General features: G+C 39.0%; 17 protein-coding genes. 8 read left to right on the forward strand and 9 right to left on the reverse strand.

All coding sequences use genetic code 11. From position 1 onward, the window contains the following. The first annotated feature begins 111 nt into the window (after nt 1-111). From B5D77_RS16645 to B5D77_RS16665, 5 genes are all read left to right on the forward strand, one after another. Nucleotides 112-1,404, forward strand: a complete 1,293-nt coding sequence (locus tag B5D77_RS16645) for an ATP/GTP-binding protein (RefSeq protein ID WP_106909229.1) — start codon at nt 112-114, stop codon at nt 1,402-1,404. A gap of 1 nt (nt 1,405) precedes the next feature. After that, nucleotides 1,406-2,050: an RloB family protein gene (locus B5D77_RS16650; RefSeq protein ID WP_106909230.1), complete on the forward strand. Its 645-nt coding sequence runs from the start codon at nt 1,406-1,408 to the stop codon at nt 2,048-2,050. A gap of 267 nt (nt 2,051-2,317) precedes the next feature. Further along, complete coding sequence (locus B5D77_RS16655; protein ID WP_254052976.1) at nt 2,318-3,535, forward strand: ISAs1 family transposase; 1,218 nt, start codon at nt 2,318-2,320, stop codon at nt 3,533-3,535. Nucleotides 3,536-3,591: 56 nt separating this feature from the next. After that, nucleotides 3,592-4,395 (forward strand): nucleoside phosphorylase, encoded by an 804-nt coding sequence (locus tag B5D77_RS16660; protein ID WP_012264975.1) that lies wholly within the window; start codon nt 3,592-3,594, stop codon nt 4,393-4,395. A 333-nt stretch (nt 4,396-4,728) separates the two neighbouring features. After that, a complete protein-coding gene (locus B5D77_RS16665) occupies nt 4,729-5,130 on the forward strand; it encodes a hypothetical protein (RefSeq protein ID WP_002790986.1) in 402 nt (133 codons plus the stop codon). Between the two features lie 93 nt (nt 5,131-5,223). On the opposite strand, the gene B5D77_RS16670 is transcribed toward B5D77_RS16665, so the two are convergent. The 7 genes from B5D77_RS16670 to B5D77_RS16705 all read right to left on the reverse strand — a co-directional run bounded on the left by B5D77_RS16670 (nt 5,224) and on the right by B5D77_RS16705 (nt 11,773). Further along, nucleotides 5,224-9,384: a CHAT domain-containing protein gene (locus B5D77_RS16670; protein WP_106909231.1), complete on the reverse strand. Its 4,161-nt coding sequence runs from the start codon at nt 9,382-9,384 to the stop codon at nt 5,224-5,226. Nucleotides 9,385-9,509: 125 nt separating this feature from the next. Further along, nucleotides 9,510-9,731: a type II toxin-antitoxin system HicA family toxin gene (locus B5D77_RS16675; RefSeq protein ID WP_002800940.1), complete on the reverse strand. Its 222-nt coding sequence runs from the start codon at nt 9,729-9,731 to the stop codon at nt 9,510-9,512. Beyond that, a complete protein-coding gene (locus tag B5D77_RS16680; RefSeq protein ID WP_002740815.1) occupies nt 9,721-9,927 on the reverse strand; it encodes a type II toxin-antitoxin system HicB family antitoxin in 207 nt (68 codons plus the stop codon). Before B5D77_RS16680 ends, B5D77_RS16675 begins: the two co-directional genes overlap by 11 nt. A gap of 352 nt (nt 9,928-10,279) precedes the next feature. Continuing rightward, on the reverse strand, nt 10,280-10,594 hold the full coding sequence (locus B5D77_RS16690; protein WP_002737909.1) for a HigA family addiction module antitoxin: 315 nt from the start codon (nt 10,592-10,594) through the stop codon (nt 10,280-10,282). Nucleotides 10,595-10,603: 9 nt separating this feature from the next. After that, the gene (locus B5D77_RS16695) at nt 10,604-10,885 is read right to left on the reverse strand and encodes a type II toxin-antitoxin system RelE/ParE family toxin (RefSeq protein WP_002740810.1); all 282 of its coding nucleotides are present in this window, start codon (nt 10,883-10,885) and stop codon (nt 10,604-10,606) included. Nucleotides 10,886-11,373: 488 nt separating this feature from the next. Beyond that, nucleotides 11,374-11,574, reverse strand: coding sequence for a type II toxin-antitoxin system HicA family toxin (locus B5D77_RS16700; RefSeq protein WP_106909232.1), 201 nt, complete (start codon nt 11,572-11,574; stop codon nt 11,374-11,376). Beyond that, on the reverse strand, nt 11,567-11,773 hold the full coding sequence (locus B5D77_RS16705; protein ID WP_039900529.1) for a type II toxin-antitoxin system HicB family antitoxin: 207 nt from the start codon (nt 11,771-11,773) through the stop codon (nt 11,567-11,569). Before B5D77_RS16705 ends, B5D77_RS16700 begins: the two co-directional genes overlap by 8 nt. A 446-nt stretch (nt 11,774-12,219) precedes the next feature. On the opposite strand from B5D77_RS16705, the gene B5D77_RS16720 reads away from it, so the two are divergent. Next, on the forward strand, nt 12,220-12,735 hold the full coding sequence (locus tag B5D77_RS16720; protein WP_254052977.1) for a DUF29 domain-containing protein: 516 nt from the start codon (nt 12,220-12,222) through the stop codon (nt 12,733-12,735). On the opposite strand, the gene larC is transcribed toward B5D77_RS16720, so the two are convergent. Next, entirely contained in the window at nt 12,713-13,963 is a 1,251-nt protein-coding gene (gene larC, locus B5D77_RS16725) for a nickel pincer cofactor biosynthesis protein LarC (RefSeq protein WP_106909233.1), read from the reverse strand. The two genes, B5D77_RS16720 and larC, sit on opposite strands and share 23 nt — an antisense overlap. Here larC and B5D77_RS16730 point away from each other — a divergent pair. Then, complete coding sequence (locus B5D77_RS16730; protein WP_008206028.1) at nt 13,940-14,581, forward strand: L-threonylcarbamoyladenylate synthase; 642 nt, start codon at nt 13,940-13,942, stop codon at nt 14,579-14,581. The two genes, larC and B5D77_RS16730, sit on opposite strands and share 24 nt — an antisense overlap. 372 nt (nt 14,582-14,953) lie before the next feature. Next, entirely contained in the window at nt 14,954-15,364 is a 411-nt protein-coding gene (locus B5D77_RS16740; protein WP_008206026.1) for an Hsp20/alpha crystallin family protein, read from the forward strand. A 58-nt stretch (nt 15,365-15,422) separates the two neighbouring features. Here the strand turns inward: B5D77_RS16740 and hpf are convergent, their stop codons facing one another. Then, a complete protein-coding gene (gene hpf, locus B5D77_RS16745) occupies nt 15,423-16,022 on the reverse strand; it encodes a ribosome hibernation-promoting factor, HPF/YfiA family (RefSeq protein ID WP_008206024.1) in 600 nt (199 codons plus the stop codon). Nucleotides 16,023-16,218 lie beyond the last annotated feature (196 nt).

Here is a 16,218-nt window from a genome sequence, read left to right on the forward strand (position 1 = left end):
CAACGCCCGCATGGGTTACGCTACCGCTAACCCATCCTACAAATAATTGTGCCTACCTACTTAAAAGTATCGTCTCCTTTATTCCTTAGAGACTTTTAGGGTTAATATGCAATGCTCATCGGATTTAGTGTCGGCAATTATCGCTCTTTTAAAGATGTAGTAACTCTCAGTATGGTAGCTGCAGAGGATGCCAACGGTAATGATGAGCTTGATAAAAATAATGTTTTTAAGGTTAATCAACAATTTAGTTTACTTAAAAGTGCCGCTATTTATGGAGCAAATGCCAGTGGTAAGAGTAATTTAATTCTGGCATTCAATTTTATGCGACGGTTTGTCATGAATTCTGCAAAATTACAAATCACTGACAAAATAGATGTGGAACCCTTTAGATTAAGTACCGAAACTGTTGATAAACCATCCTTTTTTGAAATAGTTTTTCAGCTAAAAAATAAAACTTATAGATATGGATTTGAAGTAACTCAAAAGCGAGTAGTTTCCGAATGGTTATTTTGTACACCCAGAAGTCGTGAAACTAAAATCTTTAATCGGCAAGGCGATAAAATAGAATATAGCAAAAATATTGAACAAGGTAATATACTAAGAGGATTGACCAAAAAAAATACTCTGTTTTTATCACTAGCGGCTCAATTTAATAATTCTCTAGCGGTGGAAATTGTCTCTTGGTTTAGTCACTTAGGTGTTGTGTCAGGGTTAGATGTGGAATTATTAAAAGCGATTACGCTTGAGCATCTTTCTAATAGACAAGATTTGATTGATGATGTGACTAAGTTAATTAAAAAATTAGATTTAAGTATTGACAATCTCAACCTAGAAACAGAAACCAGAAAAATTTCCTTAGACAGTCTCCCGCAAGATTTACCGGATGTTGTCAGAAATATAATCAGTCACTCTAGCGGTGAAATAAAGTCCGCTACCATAAAAACCTATCATCCAAAGTATGACTCAACAGGTAAAATGATTGAGTTAGAAATTTTTGATATGGACAAACATGAATCTGATGGAACTAAAAAGATTTTGGCTCTGTCAGCACCGATTTTAGACACTTTGCAAAGAGGGGAAGTTTTAGTAATTGATGAATTGGATGCCAGACTTCATCCTTTAATGACTAGAAGTATAATCGAATTATTTAATTCTCAGAAAACTAATCCCAAAAATGCTCAACTTATTTTTACTACTCACGATATTAATTTACTTAGTCATAAATTTTTGAGGAGGGATCAAATTTGGTTTACCGAAAAAAATCATCAAGGAGCAACAGATTTATATTCTTTGGTGGAATTTGCTGATATTAATAATAATAATACATTTGAAAAAGATTATATTCAAGGTCGTTATGGAGCAATACCTTTTATTGGTGATTTAAGTACAATTATTGGTAATTAGTATGAGTAACAACAGGAATACTTCCGATTATTTGCGTCGCCAAACTAAGACTAGAGAAACAAGAAAAAGATTTTTAATTATTTGCGAGGGAGAAAAAACTGAAGTTAACTATTTTAAGGCTTTTACTGTTCCTAAGAAAATTGAAGTTAGGGTGAAAGGTGAAGGTAAAAATAGCTTGAGTTTAGTCAACAAAGCTATTCAGATTATAGATAATCTAAAACAAGATGACTCATTCGATCAAATCTGGTGTGTTTTTGATAAAGATAACTGTTCTAAAGAGCAATTTAATCAAGCAGAAGGACTGGCTAAAGAACAAAATATCAAGATTGCCTATTCTAATGAAGCTTTTGAAATTTGGTTTATTTTACACTTTCAATATCTGGATATTGCCACATCCCGAAGTGAATACCCAAAAATTTTAAATACTCAGATGAAAAAGTGTAAATTATTAAACGAAAAAGAACAATATGCAAAAAATCGAGAGGATATGTACGAAAAATTAAAGCCATACCAGACAACAGCAATCACTAATGCAGCAAAACTTATTCAAGATAGAGATGAAGCCAAAAAACATCCTTTTGATGCCAATCCCTCAACCACAGTACACGAATTAGTGCAAGAACTTAATATCAATAGTCGTCCTTAAGCTTGATTCTCTTTTGTCAATAATTAAATATTTAATTTTAATTAAAACCTAAAGTTGTTATAATAACTAAAAGCCTATTTAACCCAGGGTAAGCTCATCTAATTTGGTATAAATTGTACTTGACAAAGATTTCTGAATAGGGTAATCAAATCGCCATAGCACCGTCCCGCACTGCCAGTACCCAGACTTAGCCGCTGCTACCTCTGTATAATTTATAATTAGCCTTAGTCTCACTGTTGTTGATGAAAATTAATGAGGAAATAGCTCATGGGTAAAGGTTTTGCTCCCGTTCTCCCCACCGGAAATAAAGCTCAACTAAAACCTGAGCTTCCTTTAACATCAATAAATGAAATTCAAGCTAGTTTATTGACTTATCTTCAAGATATTCCTGACCCAAGAGCGTCCCGAACCCAAAAACATTTATTAACTGATATTTTAGTCATTGCTGTTTTAGCAGTTATAGCAGGAGCCAAAGGTTGGGAAGACATGGAAAATTATGGACTCAGTAAGCAGTCTTGGTTATCTGAGTTTTTAGAATTACCTAATGGCATTCCTTCTGATGACACTTTTCGGCGGGTTTTTGAACGGATTAACCCGGAAGTTTTGGACAAAGTTTTGTCTCAATGGCTGCCCCATTTAATCGGTTCTCTTTCGGGGGAAATAGTTCCCATAGACGGGAAAAGTCTCAGAGGTTCTTACGACCGTAATCAAGGAATTAAAGCCTTGCATTTAGTGACGGCTTGGGCGGGGGAGCAGAAATTAGTTTTAGGACAAGTCAAGGTGGAAGATAAATCCAATGAGATTACTGCTATTCCCGCTTTACTAGAACTGTTAGACCTTCAAGGGGCAATTATCACCCTAGATGCTATGGGAACTCAAACGGCGATTATTAATCATATTCAAGCCAAAAAAGCTGACTACGTTGTCGCCCTTAAAGCTAATCATCCGACTCTTTATACTCAGGTCAAAAACTGGTTTGAGCAAGCTCAAGCACATCAATTTGATGGTATTCAATTTAGTTATGATTACCGTCTGGAAAAAGGTCATCATCGCCTCGAAAAACGTTGGTGTTGGGCTGTACCTTTAGAAGCTTTCGGCGGTCTTTATCAACAGGCTCAATGGCAAGGACTTCAAAGTATTATCATGGTTAAACGAGTTCGTCATCTTTGGAATAAAACCACTTGTGAAGTCCAATTTTATCTCAGTTCTCTCCCTGCTGATGCTCAAAAAATAGGTAATGCTATTCGTAAACATTGGGGCATTGAAAATCAGGCTCATTGGATTTTAGATGTTACTTTTAATGAGGATCAATGTCGGATTCGCTCTGGTCACAGCCCTCGTAATTTTGCCTTCTTGAGACGAGTAGCACTTAACGCTCTTAACCAGGAATCCACTTACCGACGTAGTCTGGCACAAAAAAGTAAACGGGCGGCCATGGATAATAACTATATGATGGCTGTGCTGAAAGCCTTTTGTCAAGCCTAATTGAGATGCTCTTACCCTGCTATTTAACCAAAGTAACTGCTCTTAATTTGATTTAAATGTCCAATAACTTATCTCACCAAAAACCCTATCATCTCAACTTTAGCAGTGAGGATTTAGGCACGGCAAAACCGACTATCACCCTATTATCGGGGGAACCAGAACGCTCGCGCTATATTGCCGAAACTTATTTACAAAATGCACGTTTACTATCGGATTATCGCGGATTAAATAGTTATCTTGGCTATCTAGATAATTCTACCCCAATTCTTCTGGCTACCAGTGGCATGGGTGCGCCATCTTTGAGTATTGTGGTTAATGAATTAATACAGGTGGGAATTAAAACTATTATTCGTATCGGTACTTGTGGCGCAATTCAAAATAGAATAAAAATTGGTGATATTATTATCTCGCAAGCGGCTTTATGTAGGCAAGGTGCAGCTAATGATATTGCTCCTCCGGAATATCCCGCAGTGGCGGATCCTTTTTTGACAGTTGCTCTAGTCAAATCCGCTCAATTTTTGGGAGTAAATTATCATGTAGGTATTACCGCTTCTGTGGATAGTTTTTATGAAGGACAAGAAAGAATCCTGTCTTCTGCTAACCCTTATCTTCAGCGTCACTTAGAGGGAATTACGGAAGAATATCGACGTTTAAATATTCTCAATTATGAAATGGAAGCGGGAACTTTATTTAAAATGGCGGGGGTTTATGGATTTACTGCCGCTTGTATTTGTGCTGTGATTGCCCAAAGAAACAAAGAGGAAGGGATTAGTTTAGAAAGCAAACAACAGGCCATTGAAAAAGCGATTCAGGTTGCAATATTGACCGTTAGCAACCTCTCCCTATCCTCAATTGATTAATGTTCAGAAATCATCTTCATTAAGACTTCCTCTTTTTCCTGACTTTCGGGATAACAGGAGATAAGTTTAGCGCGTAATTCTTGGGACAAAATAATCGATCGCCTTGTCTAAGTATGGTATATTAGTTTGCTCAAAAAAGTGTATTTTGTTGCGAATATGTAATAATTTTTGACAAAAGTAAATTCTCACCCCAAAAAATTCGCTTATTCTTAGTCTTCTAAGCTAATCTTGACTGGATTAACTTGCCATCGGTAAAGTCAAAACCTTTAGCGACGAGACGATTATAAGGTGAGATAATGGGAAAAAATTGGTTTTAGCTTTAAGGATGGTATTATGTCAGACACAACGCAGTTAACACTGGAAAAAATTGCTCAGTACCGTATTCAATTTGCGGACAATGAGAACGTTTTAATTGCACTTGATGTTATTGAGGAATGGGAGGGAGATTTAGCAGATGCTGCTGAGTCTATTGCCACTCGTAACGGGATTGAAGGGGTAGAAGATAATGCTGATTTTCGTTGGTTTGTTATTGTTCTTAATAAATGTCGTGATTCTATTTGTCAACCGAAGTTGCGAGAAAAATATTTACCCGCACTTATCCCTACTTTAACAGGTATTATTGTAGGATATTTGATGTGTCCTCCGCAAGTCGCGGGAATTTTATCTGCTATAGTTGCTGTTTATATTCAGGATCAAGGACTGGATAAATTTTGTCAAAATTATCCTGATTCTTAAACTCAGATCTTACCCCTGATATTAAAAACCCGATTTTTAGAGGCAGAAAAAATCGGTTTTTTTGGACTTTTGGATAATGCTGCAAGATCTGAGTTAAATCCCTGTTGCGATAAATGCCGTCCAATAATAGGGATTGGCAAAGGGATAGGGTTCACGTTTAACCGCAGCTTCTAATAAGTCTTGGAATTTTCTTCTATCCCGTTTACTCTCAAAGACTCGATCGAGTAATTGCTGGAATTTTTGACTATCTTTAATTCTGGCTAATTTTTTACTGTTCAATGTTCTTAACCATGTTTGTGTATTATTTAAAACAATGGCAATACTCCCTTGATCTTGGATAGAAATCCGTTTAAGATCGTGATAAAATTTAGCCATAAATAACGTGGTTGCTAGGGGATCTACTGTCCAAAGGGTGCTAACAACACTAGAACTTCCTGCAAATAGAAAACCACTCGGTAAACCCACATATTCATCACTAATACTATCAGCTTTACTTTCGATTATACCACTTTCACAAGCAGAAAAAGTGACTAAACGACATTCTCTTAAGTCAAATTTTTCAAATACTTCTGCTAGGGTTAGGTTAGCTAATTCTCCTAAGTTACCGTCTGGATCTGCTAACATTAAAGCGGAATCTCTAGGGGATTCATTATTAAATTTACCATGACAGGAAAAGTGAAGACAATGGGATGCTTGTAATTCTTGACGACGGTTTTCTAGGGTTTGTTCTGATGCTTCTAATTCCCCAATAATAATGGTTTTTTCAGTAGCAAATCCTTGACTAATTCTCTCGATTTCTAGATTTGCACCTAAGAGAGGTTTTAGGTCTTTTCTGGTGGGATTTTTAATAGCAAAAAGACGAGTAAAGTTTTCTCGCTGTGATAATTTTACCAGTTTTAAAAGTTGGCAACTGGGAACGTATCCTACACCATTAGAAAAGCGTTGATAGAGAAATTGTCCATTTTTTAGGGGTAAACAATGAAGGGGAATAATATGTAAAAACCAATGGGGAATTAGGATGAGACGATCGCAGGATTTAGGAATCAGTTCTAAAAGTTCATCAATGTGGAGAATTTCTGACAGTTGATTTAAACAAGAATTAAGATTTTTAATCCACTCGGTTTTATTATTTTCATAAGCGTCACGATAATCTTTAATAAAATCAATCAATTTTCCTCGATCTTCTGCTGAAGATTGCCAAACTTTAACCCCTTTTACCTCACTATTCCCCCCTTTTGAAGGGGGGTTAGGGGAGATCAAACCTTTTGAAGGGGGGTTAGGGGGGATCAAACCTTTTGAAGGGGGGTTAGGGGGGATCAAACCTTTTGAAGCAGGATTAGGGGGGATCAAACCCTCATTAGTAACAATAAACGCCATAATACTATCCCCTGAAATATACCATTCTAAGATGGCAGTATCTTGATCAATTAAGGATTGAATGTCACTTAGAGGAATGCTTTCAACCTTTTGAGTTAAGCTAAAAGTGTGGTCTATGGGAGTTATTTCACGGTCAATAAATTGATTTAATTCTTGTTTTAATTGATTGAGGTGAGTATAGTCATTTAAGATGGGTTGTCTTTGTTGATCTAGGGTTAAAATTTCTCCCCGATTGCGGGTTTGTTCTTGGATGGCTAACCGTTGTTCTTCCCCAATAATGGCACGACGGAGGCGATCTAATTCGGTAATAATAGTTTGGGGGATATTACCTTTAGGATAGATATCTCGTTCCGTAAGCAATTGGACTAGATAGCGGGTTTTGCTACGTTCAACGTATTCCAACGCGCGATCTTTTTGATTGAGGTTGAGATAGGATTGAACAATGCCATGATAAACATCCATTGCCTCGGAGAGAATTTCTTGTTGTCGTTGGGGGTTTAAGGCTTCGAGTCGGGTATTTTCTACTGCTTCGATAGCTAAGTTGTAGCCTTTGATGGCGGTTTCCCAGTCTTCGATCAGGTTAGCAGTATCTCCTAAGTTTCGTCCTGTTCTTAAACAGTCTATAGGAAAAGCAGTCGGGGTTCTTATTTCTAAAGAAAGGTTAAAAGCAGCGATCGCTAACTCTAGATTATCTGTCCTTTCCTCTTTAATGCGATTTCTATAAACTAACCCCAGATTATTTTGTGTACTTGCCCAATGTTCAGGAAAGGCTTCACGGGTACGGACTTCTAATGTTAAGTTTAAAGCGGTGATTGCTAACTCTAAATTATCTGCCCTTTCCCCTCTGATACGATATAGATAAACTAATCCCAGATTATTTTGTGTCGTTGCCCATTCATAAGGAAAGGATTCACGGGTATATATTTCTAAAGACAGGTTATAAGTGGCGAACGTTAACTCTAAATTATCTGCCCTTTCCCCTCTGATACGATCTAGATAAGCATTCCCTAGATTATTTTGTGACCTTGCCCATTCACAAGGAAAGGCTTCACGGGTTAATACTTCTAATGACAGATTATAAGCGGTAATCGCTAACTCTAAATTATCTGCCCTTTCCCCTCTGATGCGATCTAGATAAGCATTCCCTAGATTATTTTGTGACCTTGCCCATTCACAAGGAAAGGCTTCATGGGTATGGACTTCTAATGACAGGTTATAAGCGGTAATCGCTAACTCTAGATTATCTGCCCTTTCCCCTCTGATACGATCTAGATAAGCATTCCCCAGATTATTTTGTGACCTTGCCCATTCATAAGGAAAGCTATCACGGGTTAATACTTCTAATGACAGGTTATAAGCGGTAATCGCTAACTCTAAATTATTAGCCCTTTCTCCTCGGATACGATCTCCATAAGCTATCCCTAGATTATTTTGTGTCATTGCCCATTCATAAGGAAAGCTATCACGGGTTACTACTTCTAAAGACAGGTTATAAGCGGTGATCGCTAACTCTAAATTATTAGCCCTTTCCCCTCTGATACGATTTCTATACGCTTCTCCCAGATTGTTTTGTGTACTCGCCCATTCATAAGGAAAGGCTTCACGGGTACGGACTTCTAAAGACTGGTTTAAAGAAGCAATCGCTAACTCTAGATTATCGGATCTTTCTCTTCTGATGCGATCTCCATAAGCTATTCCCAGATTGTTTTGTGTACTCGCCCATTCATAAGAAAAGGCTTCACGAGTTAATACTTCTAAAGATAGGTTATAAGCCGCTATCGCTAACTCTAGATTATCGGCTCTTTCCCCTTTGATGCGATCTCTATAAACAGTACCAAGATTATTTTGTGCCGTTGCCCATTCATAAGGAAAGGCTTCACGGGTACGGACTTCTAAAGACTGGTTTAAAGAAATGATCGCTAACTCTAGATTATCTGCTTTTTCCCCTCTGATGCGATTTCCATAAGCTATTCCCAGATTGTTTTGTGTACTCGCCCATTCATAAGGAAAGGCTTCACGGGTTAATACTTCTAAAGACAGGTTATAAGCGGTAATCGCTAACTCTAAATTATTAGCCCTTTCCCCTCGGATACGATTTCTATACGCTTCTCCCAGATTGTTTTGTGTGCTCGCCCATTCATAAGGAAAGGCTTCAGGGGTACGGACTTCTAAAGACTGGTTTAAAGAAACGATCGCTAACTCTAGATTATCTGCCTTTTCCCCTCTGATGCGTTGACTATAAGCTATTCCCAGATTATTTTTTAATATTGCCCAATATTCAGGAAAAGCTTCACGAGTATATACTTCAAAAAGGGTCTGATAGCCTGTAATGGCAATTTCCAGATTATTAGCCCGACTTCCCAAGGGAAAATCTTGAATTATGTGACATAAATTTCCAATTACTCCAGCATCTTGAAGTTTATTGCGTAAGTTTTCAATAACCCCCACAATATCTGCTACATCTTCGATATTCCTTTTAGAAAAACATTTTCTAGCGAATTGTTGCAACAGTTGGGCAAAAGTATCATCTAACAGATGTTGACGGCGTTGTAGGATAGGATAAACCACCGCAGGATCGCTATCACTCTCGTATTCTGCTTGTAATACTTCTAATAAAAACCCCTGATATTCCTCTATACTTCTCGCTTGAGGGTTGAGAAACTGCCCCAACTGTTGCGCCATATCCCGTAACCAAGCCGCATGATTATTATTTCCTTGTTCTTCTAAGCTTGTTGCATAGTTTTCCATCACCTGCAAAAATTCGGGATCAATCAATTCCTGATTTGCTTGCAGAATATTATTGAGTTCCTCACCCTCAGCACAAGCGAGCAACTGTTCAATTAAATTAATATAAGCTTGGCCGCCTTGTTCATTCATTGTCTGTACTGTGATTAGAATGATTGAATGAGGGACTATGATGTTTTTTGGCGGATGACTCTATGATAGGATGAGTCCCCTTGATATAGGGCGATTATGACACAGAATGCTATAGAGGATATTAACTATAAACGCTCAAACTCATCAACCCTTAATCCCGCTTGCCTTAAAATACTGCTAATTGTACCGATTGTTACCTCCTTATAACAGGGAACAATCGTTGTCATTTTTCCTTCGGGAGTATCCTTGGCAAACTTAACATGACTCCCCTTTTGACTAATAACTTCAAACCCTGCCGCTTCCAACTTGCGTTTAATCTCACGATAAGATAAAGGCTTAAGCGGCATTGATTTCTACCTCTATCTTCTGTAATCGGGGAATAACTGTTGCACAAGGCGGTTCAAAATGTAATTCTAAAGCCTCTTGGAGATTGTTTAACGCCTCGGTTTCTGTTTCCCCTTGACTAGCAACATCAACCTCTAAACATTGGGCAACAAACCAATTATCTTCTTGAAAAATTCTCGCTGTAAGTACCTGTCTCATTTTCACTTTCCTGATTGAGCTTTCCATGATTATAGGTCAGGCTAGAATGACAGTCAATTAAATAATCATATAGATCATGCTTTAGACTTCTACATAACAAGATTCTATACTTTATATCCCGTAACCAAGCAACAGGAGTATTATTTCTTTGTTCTTCTAACCCTGTTGCATAGTCTTCCATCATTGTCTGTACTGTGATTGATGTGATTATGTGATGAACTGTGATTTTTTTTGAGAGAGACCAACCTTATGATTTAACGTGATACAATAAATATTCGTGATTGTCAAGGGGGGTCGCTGCCAAATTTGTTTGATATATTCCAAGTTTCTGCCTTAGAACATATCAAACAAATTACTTTTCTGCACAAATAACTGTCATTACAGCAACTTCTTTGTCCAATTGATCTCCTATTTCATCTTCAACAACGTCCAGATCGTAATCCATTTGTAATCCCAGCCAAAATCGCGGTGACATATCAAAATAACGAGCTAACCGAAGAGCTATATCCGCCGTGATACACCGCTTTCCGTGAACGATTTCGTTAATACATTGTTCAGGAACTCCAAGAGCCAGAGCTATTTGATTCTGACTAAGGTTCATTGGCTTGATAAATTCCTCTAAAAGAACCTCACCGGGATGAATTGGCATTAGTTTATCTTCATTCATTATTTTACCTCAATGATAATCAACGATTTCTACGTCTAGAGCATCACCGTTTTGCCAGACAAAGCAAATTCGCCATTGATCGTTAACCCGAATGCTATATTGACCTTCCCTGTCACCAACCAGACGTTCCAATCGATTTGCTGGTGGGACACGAAGATCTTGCAGGGTTTCCGCACGATTAAGCATCCGCAATTTTCGCAATGCCACTTGTTGGATATCTAATGGCAATTTACGCGAATGTTTACGTTCAAAAACTTTTTGAGCTTCTTTATCTTTAAAGTTTTGGATCACTCTCTAAACAATTTCTTATCCTACTTTTAAGTATATGACGTAAGGATGATCCGATGGCAGAACTGGTTGGGGAACAGGCCAGACAGGGACTTCTGCGAATGCGTCTGGGGCCAAGATGACGCGACGACGAATGAGCGCGGTAGCCTTCATGTTGGATATACTAACAACACCTTAGCCTATTGTCAATGTCCCCAACAGTTAAAAACACCTCATATTCTTCTATATTTCTCGCTTGAGGGTTGAGATATTGCCCAAAGTTTTGTGTTAAATCAATCTGCATGGTTATTATTGTATCCTTATTATTTTAACCCTGTTGCATAGTTTTCCATCACCTGCAAAAATTGAGGGTCAATCAATTCCATATTAGCTTGCAGAATATTAGTTCGTTCCTCATCATCAGTACAAGCGAGCAACTATTCAATTAAATTAACATAAGCTTGGGGGCGTTTTTCGTCCATAACCTTAATCCGATGCTTTTACAAAAGTTTTTAAAATTCTTCAATAGACATTCCAGCACCTTTAATAATTGTTCCCATTGTATAAGCATTAATTGGATTAGCTCTGGGAATTGTTAAGATATGCTCTCCATCAGTCATTGTAATATGTTTACCCTGTCGAACGATCCTAAATCCTGCTTTTTCAAAGGCTTTAATGGCTCGTTGATGATTAATTCCGGGAAGACTAGGCATGATTTAATTCAACTTCCACATAACAAGATTCTACACCTTGATTCAATTCCTCGGCAACTTCTAAATAAGACACAATAGCATCTTGAATATTATTGAGAGCTTCTTCTTTTGTTGTACCTTGAGAAGCACAGCCTGGTAAACCGGGACACCAAACAGCATATCCTTCTTCTGTTTTCTTAAGACTGACTTTATACTGCATATTTTTATAATAATAATCGTTGTCAGTTATTATAGCACGGCCATCATTAATCTCTGCTTTTGCTTGTAATACCTCTAATAAAAACCCCTGATATTCCTCTATACTTCTCGCTTGAGGGTTGAGAAACTGCCCCAACTATTGCGCTATGTTCCGTAACCAAGCAACAGGATTGTTATTTCCTTGTTCTTCTAACCTTGTTGTATAGTTTTCCATCACCTGCAAAAATTGGGTATCAATCAATTCCACAGAGTCAATATCACTGGCTGCTTGATACCTCCCCTGAACGGTTATAGTTAAGAGAGTGGTGCGTTACCACCCACTTCTAAGTAGGTGGGTGGAATTAAATATAAAATGAACATAGGTTGGGTTGAAGCATAAAACCCAACGCCCGCATGGGTTACGCTACCGCTAACCCATCCTACAAATAATTGTGCCTACCTACTTAAATGGGATATTATCAACTTTATGAAACTGATTTTAATTTGTGGCTTGAGCAAACCGTAAATCACTTAAAAAAGGGCAATTTACAAGCCCTTGATTTAGATAACTTAATCGAAGAAATATCCGATATAGGACGTAATAATAGACGGGAGGTATTCGGCCGTTTAAAAGTTCTCTTGATGCACTTACTTAAATGGCAATATCAACCAGAAAAACGGACTAATAACTCGATAAATACCATTGATGAGCAAAGAGAACAATTAGAGCTTATTTTAAGGGATAGTCCTAGCTTAAAACCCTATTTAGCCGATATTTTCGCAGAATGTTATCAGAAAGCAGTGCGAGGGACGGTAAATGAAACTAATTTACCAAAAGAAACTTTTCCAGTTGATTGTCCTTTTAGCCAAGAACAGGTTTTAAATTGGGATTATTGTCCTGAAAATAGCTTTCAAACAATGGATATGGCAGTTTTAGGAGAAAATCGCCCTGCTGTCAAGACTAATTTTTTTCTTGCCAAATAGCTAAGGCCATTTGATGAACAAATCGCCAAGGTAGATGATGCTGACGGGCAATAGCGGCACAATCTTCGTATTCTGGTTGTACGGTAATCGGTTGATTAATTGACTCTTTATAGGCAACTTTTAGCCGAATTTGTCCATAGACAGTATCGATCGATTGTATCTCTCTTTTTAAGATTGATCGCTCTTGAATTGTCCTTCTAATGCCTAAAGTTGTGGTTTCCTGAAAGATCATATTTTCACAAATAGCAATTTTATCCAAGGCACAAATTACTGTCAAAAGTATTCCCAAACGGGATTTTTTCATAGTAATTGCTTGACTAAATACATCCAAGACACCTGCTTGTAATAAAGCCTCGCTTAAGTAGGCGATCGCTTGCGGATTTAAGTCATCAATTTGAGTTTCTAAAACTGCCACGGTTTCAATTTCATCTAGCTTTTCTGGTGTTTTTTTCCCTAACCAAAGCCGGACAAGATTGGGAATCGGTAAATCTTTTGTACCTGCCCCTAAACCGACCTTTTCTAACTGCATTTTCGGGGGTTTACCGAAACTTTTAGCTAAAGTTGTCACAATAGCTGCCCCCGTGGGTGTTACCAACTCCGCTTCGATGCCATTACTATAAATTGTGACTTGTCGCTGACTAAACAATTGTACTACTGCTGGCACGGGAACTGGTAAACGACCATGGGCGGCCTGAACTGTACCGCCGCCGGTGGGTAGAGAAGAACAGTATAATTCACTCACCGATAGCCAGTCCAAACCCAAACAAGTCCCGACGATATCAATAATGGCATCGGTTGCCCCAACTTCGTGAAAATGCACTTTTTCCGGCGCGATCCCGTGAACAGATCCTTCTGCGATCGCAAGTTGTTGAAAAACCGCTAAACTCCATTCTTGGACTTTCTGGGGTAAATTTGCCTGTTTAATTAAATTTTCAATCTCCGGTAAATGACGAGCGGGGGTATGATGATGATGGTGGTGATGATCGGCGGACTTCTCGGCAGTGACATCGACGTGAACCTTAGTAGCAATTTGACCGCGACGATGCACTTTTTCGGCCCTTAACTGATATTCATCCTCAATTCCTAAAGTTTTTAGTTGTGCAATCAGGTATTCTAAGGGGACTCCTAAATCTACTAACGCCCCTAAACACATATCCCCGGCAATTCCCGTGGGACAATCCCAATAGGCGACGATTTTGCTATCATGGCTACTATTTACTCTCTCCATCCGGAAAATCCCCAACAACGTTCTATCCAAGAAATCTGTCATGCCCTGAAAAATGGGGCAATTATGCTTTATCCTACCGATACCGTCTATGCGATCGGTTGCGATCTCAATGTGAAATCCGCCGTCGAACGAGTTCGCCAAATCAAGCAACTATCTAATGATAAACCCTTGACGTTTCTCTGTTCTTCTTTGTCGAATATTTCCGAGTACGCAGTGGTCAGCGATTATGCCTATAAGATTATGCGACGAGTTATACCCGGTCCCTACACTTTTCTCTTACCGGCGACTAAATTAGTGCCGAAAGTGGTGATGAATCCGAAGCGGAAAACCACCGGTATCCGGGTTCCCGATCACGTTATCTGTCGCACTATTATCGAAACCCTAGAAAATCCCATTATCTCTAGTTCTGCCCATCTTCCCGATGAGGAGGGAGATTTTCCCACCAAGGGATTAGAAACCCCTAGGTTATTCGATGCCCTCGATCATGTGGTTGATTTAATTATCGAAGATGGTTCGGCTCCCGGTTCGGAAGTGTCAACCATTGTTGACTTTACCAGCGATCAACCGGAGATTGTGCGTCAGGGTTTGGGCTGGCCGGAATTACAACAATGGTTATAACGAAGGCAGGAGTCGGGAGTCAGTATTCAGGAGACAGGAGATAGGAGATAGGAGATAGGAGATAGGAGATTATTTTTATTTATTCTTCCCACACCCCACTTCCCCACTTCCCCACACCCCACACCCCACACCCCACACCCCACACCCCACACCCCACACCCCACACCCCACACCCCACACCCCACACCCCACACCCCACAACTTCCCACTGATAACTGATAACTGATAACTGATAACTGATAACTGATAACTGATAACTGTATCGGTTATTGCGACTTTTTATTTCCTGAAAACCGCCTTGTGTAAGCCCAGTTAGTTGCTTAAGATAGAGACAATCGCAGTCAGAGAAAACCTCTCAAGGAAATTATTACTATGGCTTTCACTCTTTATTCTCCCTTCCTAGAAATTAATTCTGTCCAACGTCAAATCGATCAACTTTTTCAAGAAGTATTACCGACAAATTCATCGGTATCTCGTCCCCCGGTGGAAATCTCTGTTAATGAGGATTCCGTGGAATTAAAAATCGAATTACCCGGTGTGGATATTAAAGATATCGATGTGGAGGTTAGCAAACAAATGGTGGCTATTAATGGGCAACGTCAACGCCCTGCCGAGGTGGAAAACAGCGAATTTTATTATGGTAAATTTAGTCGCTTGATTACCCTGCCAGTGGAGGTGCAAAATAGCCAAGTTACCGCTAACTATCAAGACGGTATTCTTTCTCTCACCCTCCCGAAAGCGGTGGCAGAAAAAAATAAAGTGGTGAAAGTTAATCTTGGTTAGATGAGAAAAAGACTGGAGAATTTCTCCAGTCTTTGGTTTTATTTGTAGTCGCTAACTGTTAATGGGGTTCTTTGCCATTTACGTTAACGGGACGAGGCTGAATAACACCAAAACCGCCGTGATTGCGTTGATAGATAACGTTGATTTCGTTCGTGTCTTTGTTGCAGAACATAAAGAAATCGTGATCGACTAATTGCAATTGTGTTAGTGCTTCCTCAATAGTCATCGGTGGCATGGCAAAGTATTTCATCCGCACTACTTCCGCAGGTAATTCGGGAGTGCGATCACCAATTAGGCTATCCTCTAAGGGTTTCTCTTGCACCACCTCGCTAGTTTTAACGGTGGCGTTGGTGCGATGATCCACCAATCTTTCTTTATACTTGCGGAGTTGACGAGCGATTTTATCAGAAACTAAATCAATACTCGCGTACAAATTTTCGCTTCCTTCTTGAGCGCGAATCACTGTTCCATTAGCATAAACCGTTACTTCCGCTTTGTGGCGATCAGGAATGCGTGCATTCTTTTCCACGGAGAGGTGAACATCCACTTTTGTGGTCATGCCGTTAAAATGTTTCACCGCTTTCTCCAGCTTTTGTTCCACATAATCATGAATAGCTTCGGTGACAGCGATATTATTGCCCTGAATCAATAGCTTCATACTCACTACTCCATCTAAAAATTTTGCTATAGACCGTCCACATCAACTATTTTTAAGGGATGTTGATGCTAGGAATTTAATCCTCAAAAATCTGCTCGATCGCACTGTTGTTAGAGGTCACAGTCTAGATATTGTCGGTGTTCTCTTTCTCTTTTTTTTGTCGGATCGTGCGGAAAATTCATCGGGTCGAGCGCCT

The sequence above is a fragment of the Microcystis sp. MC19 genome (assembly GCF_003019735.1).
Taxonomy (GTDB): domain Bacteria; phylum Cyanobacteriota; class Cyanobacteriia; order Cyanobacteriales; family Microcystaceae; genus Microcystis.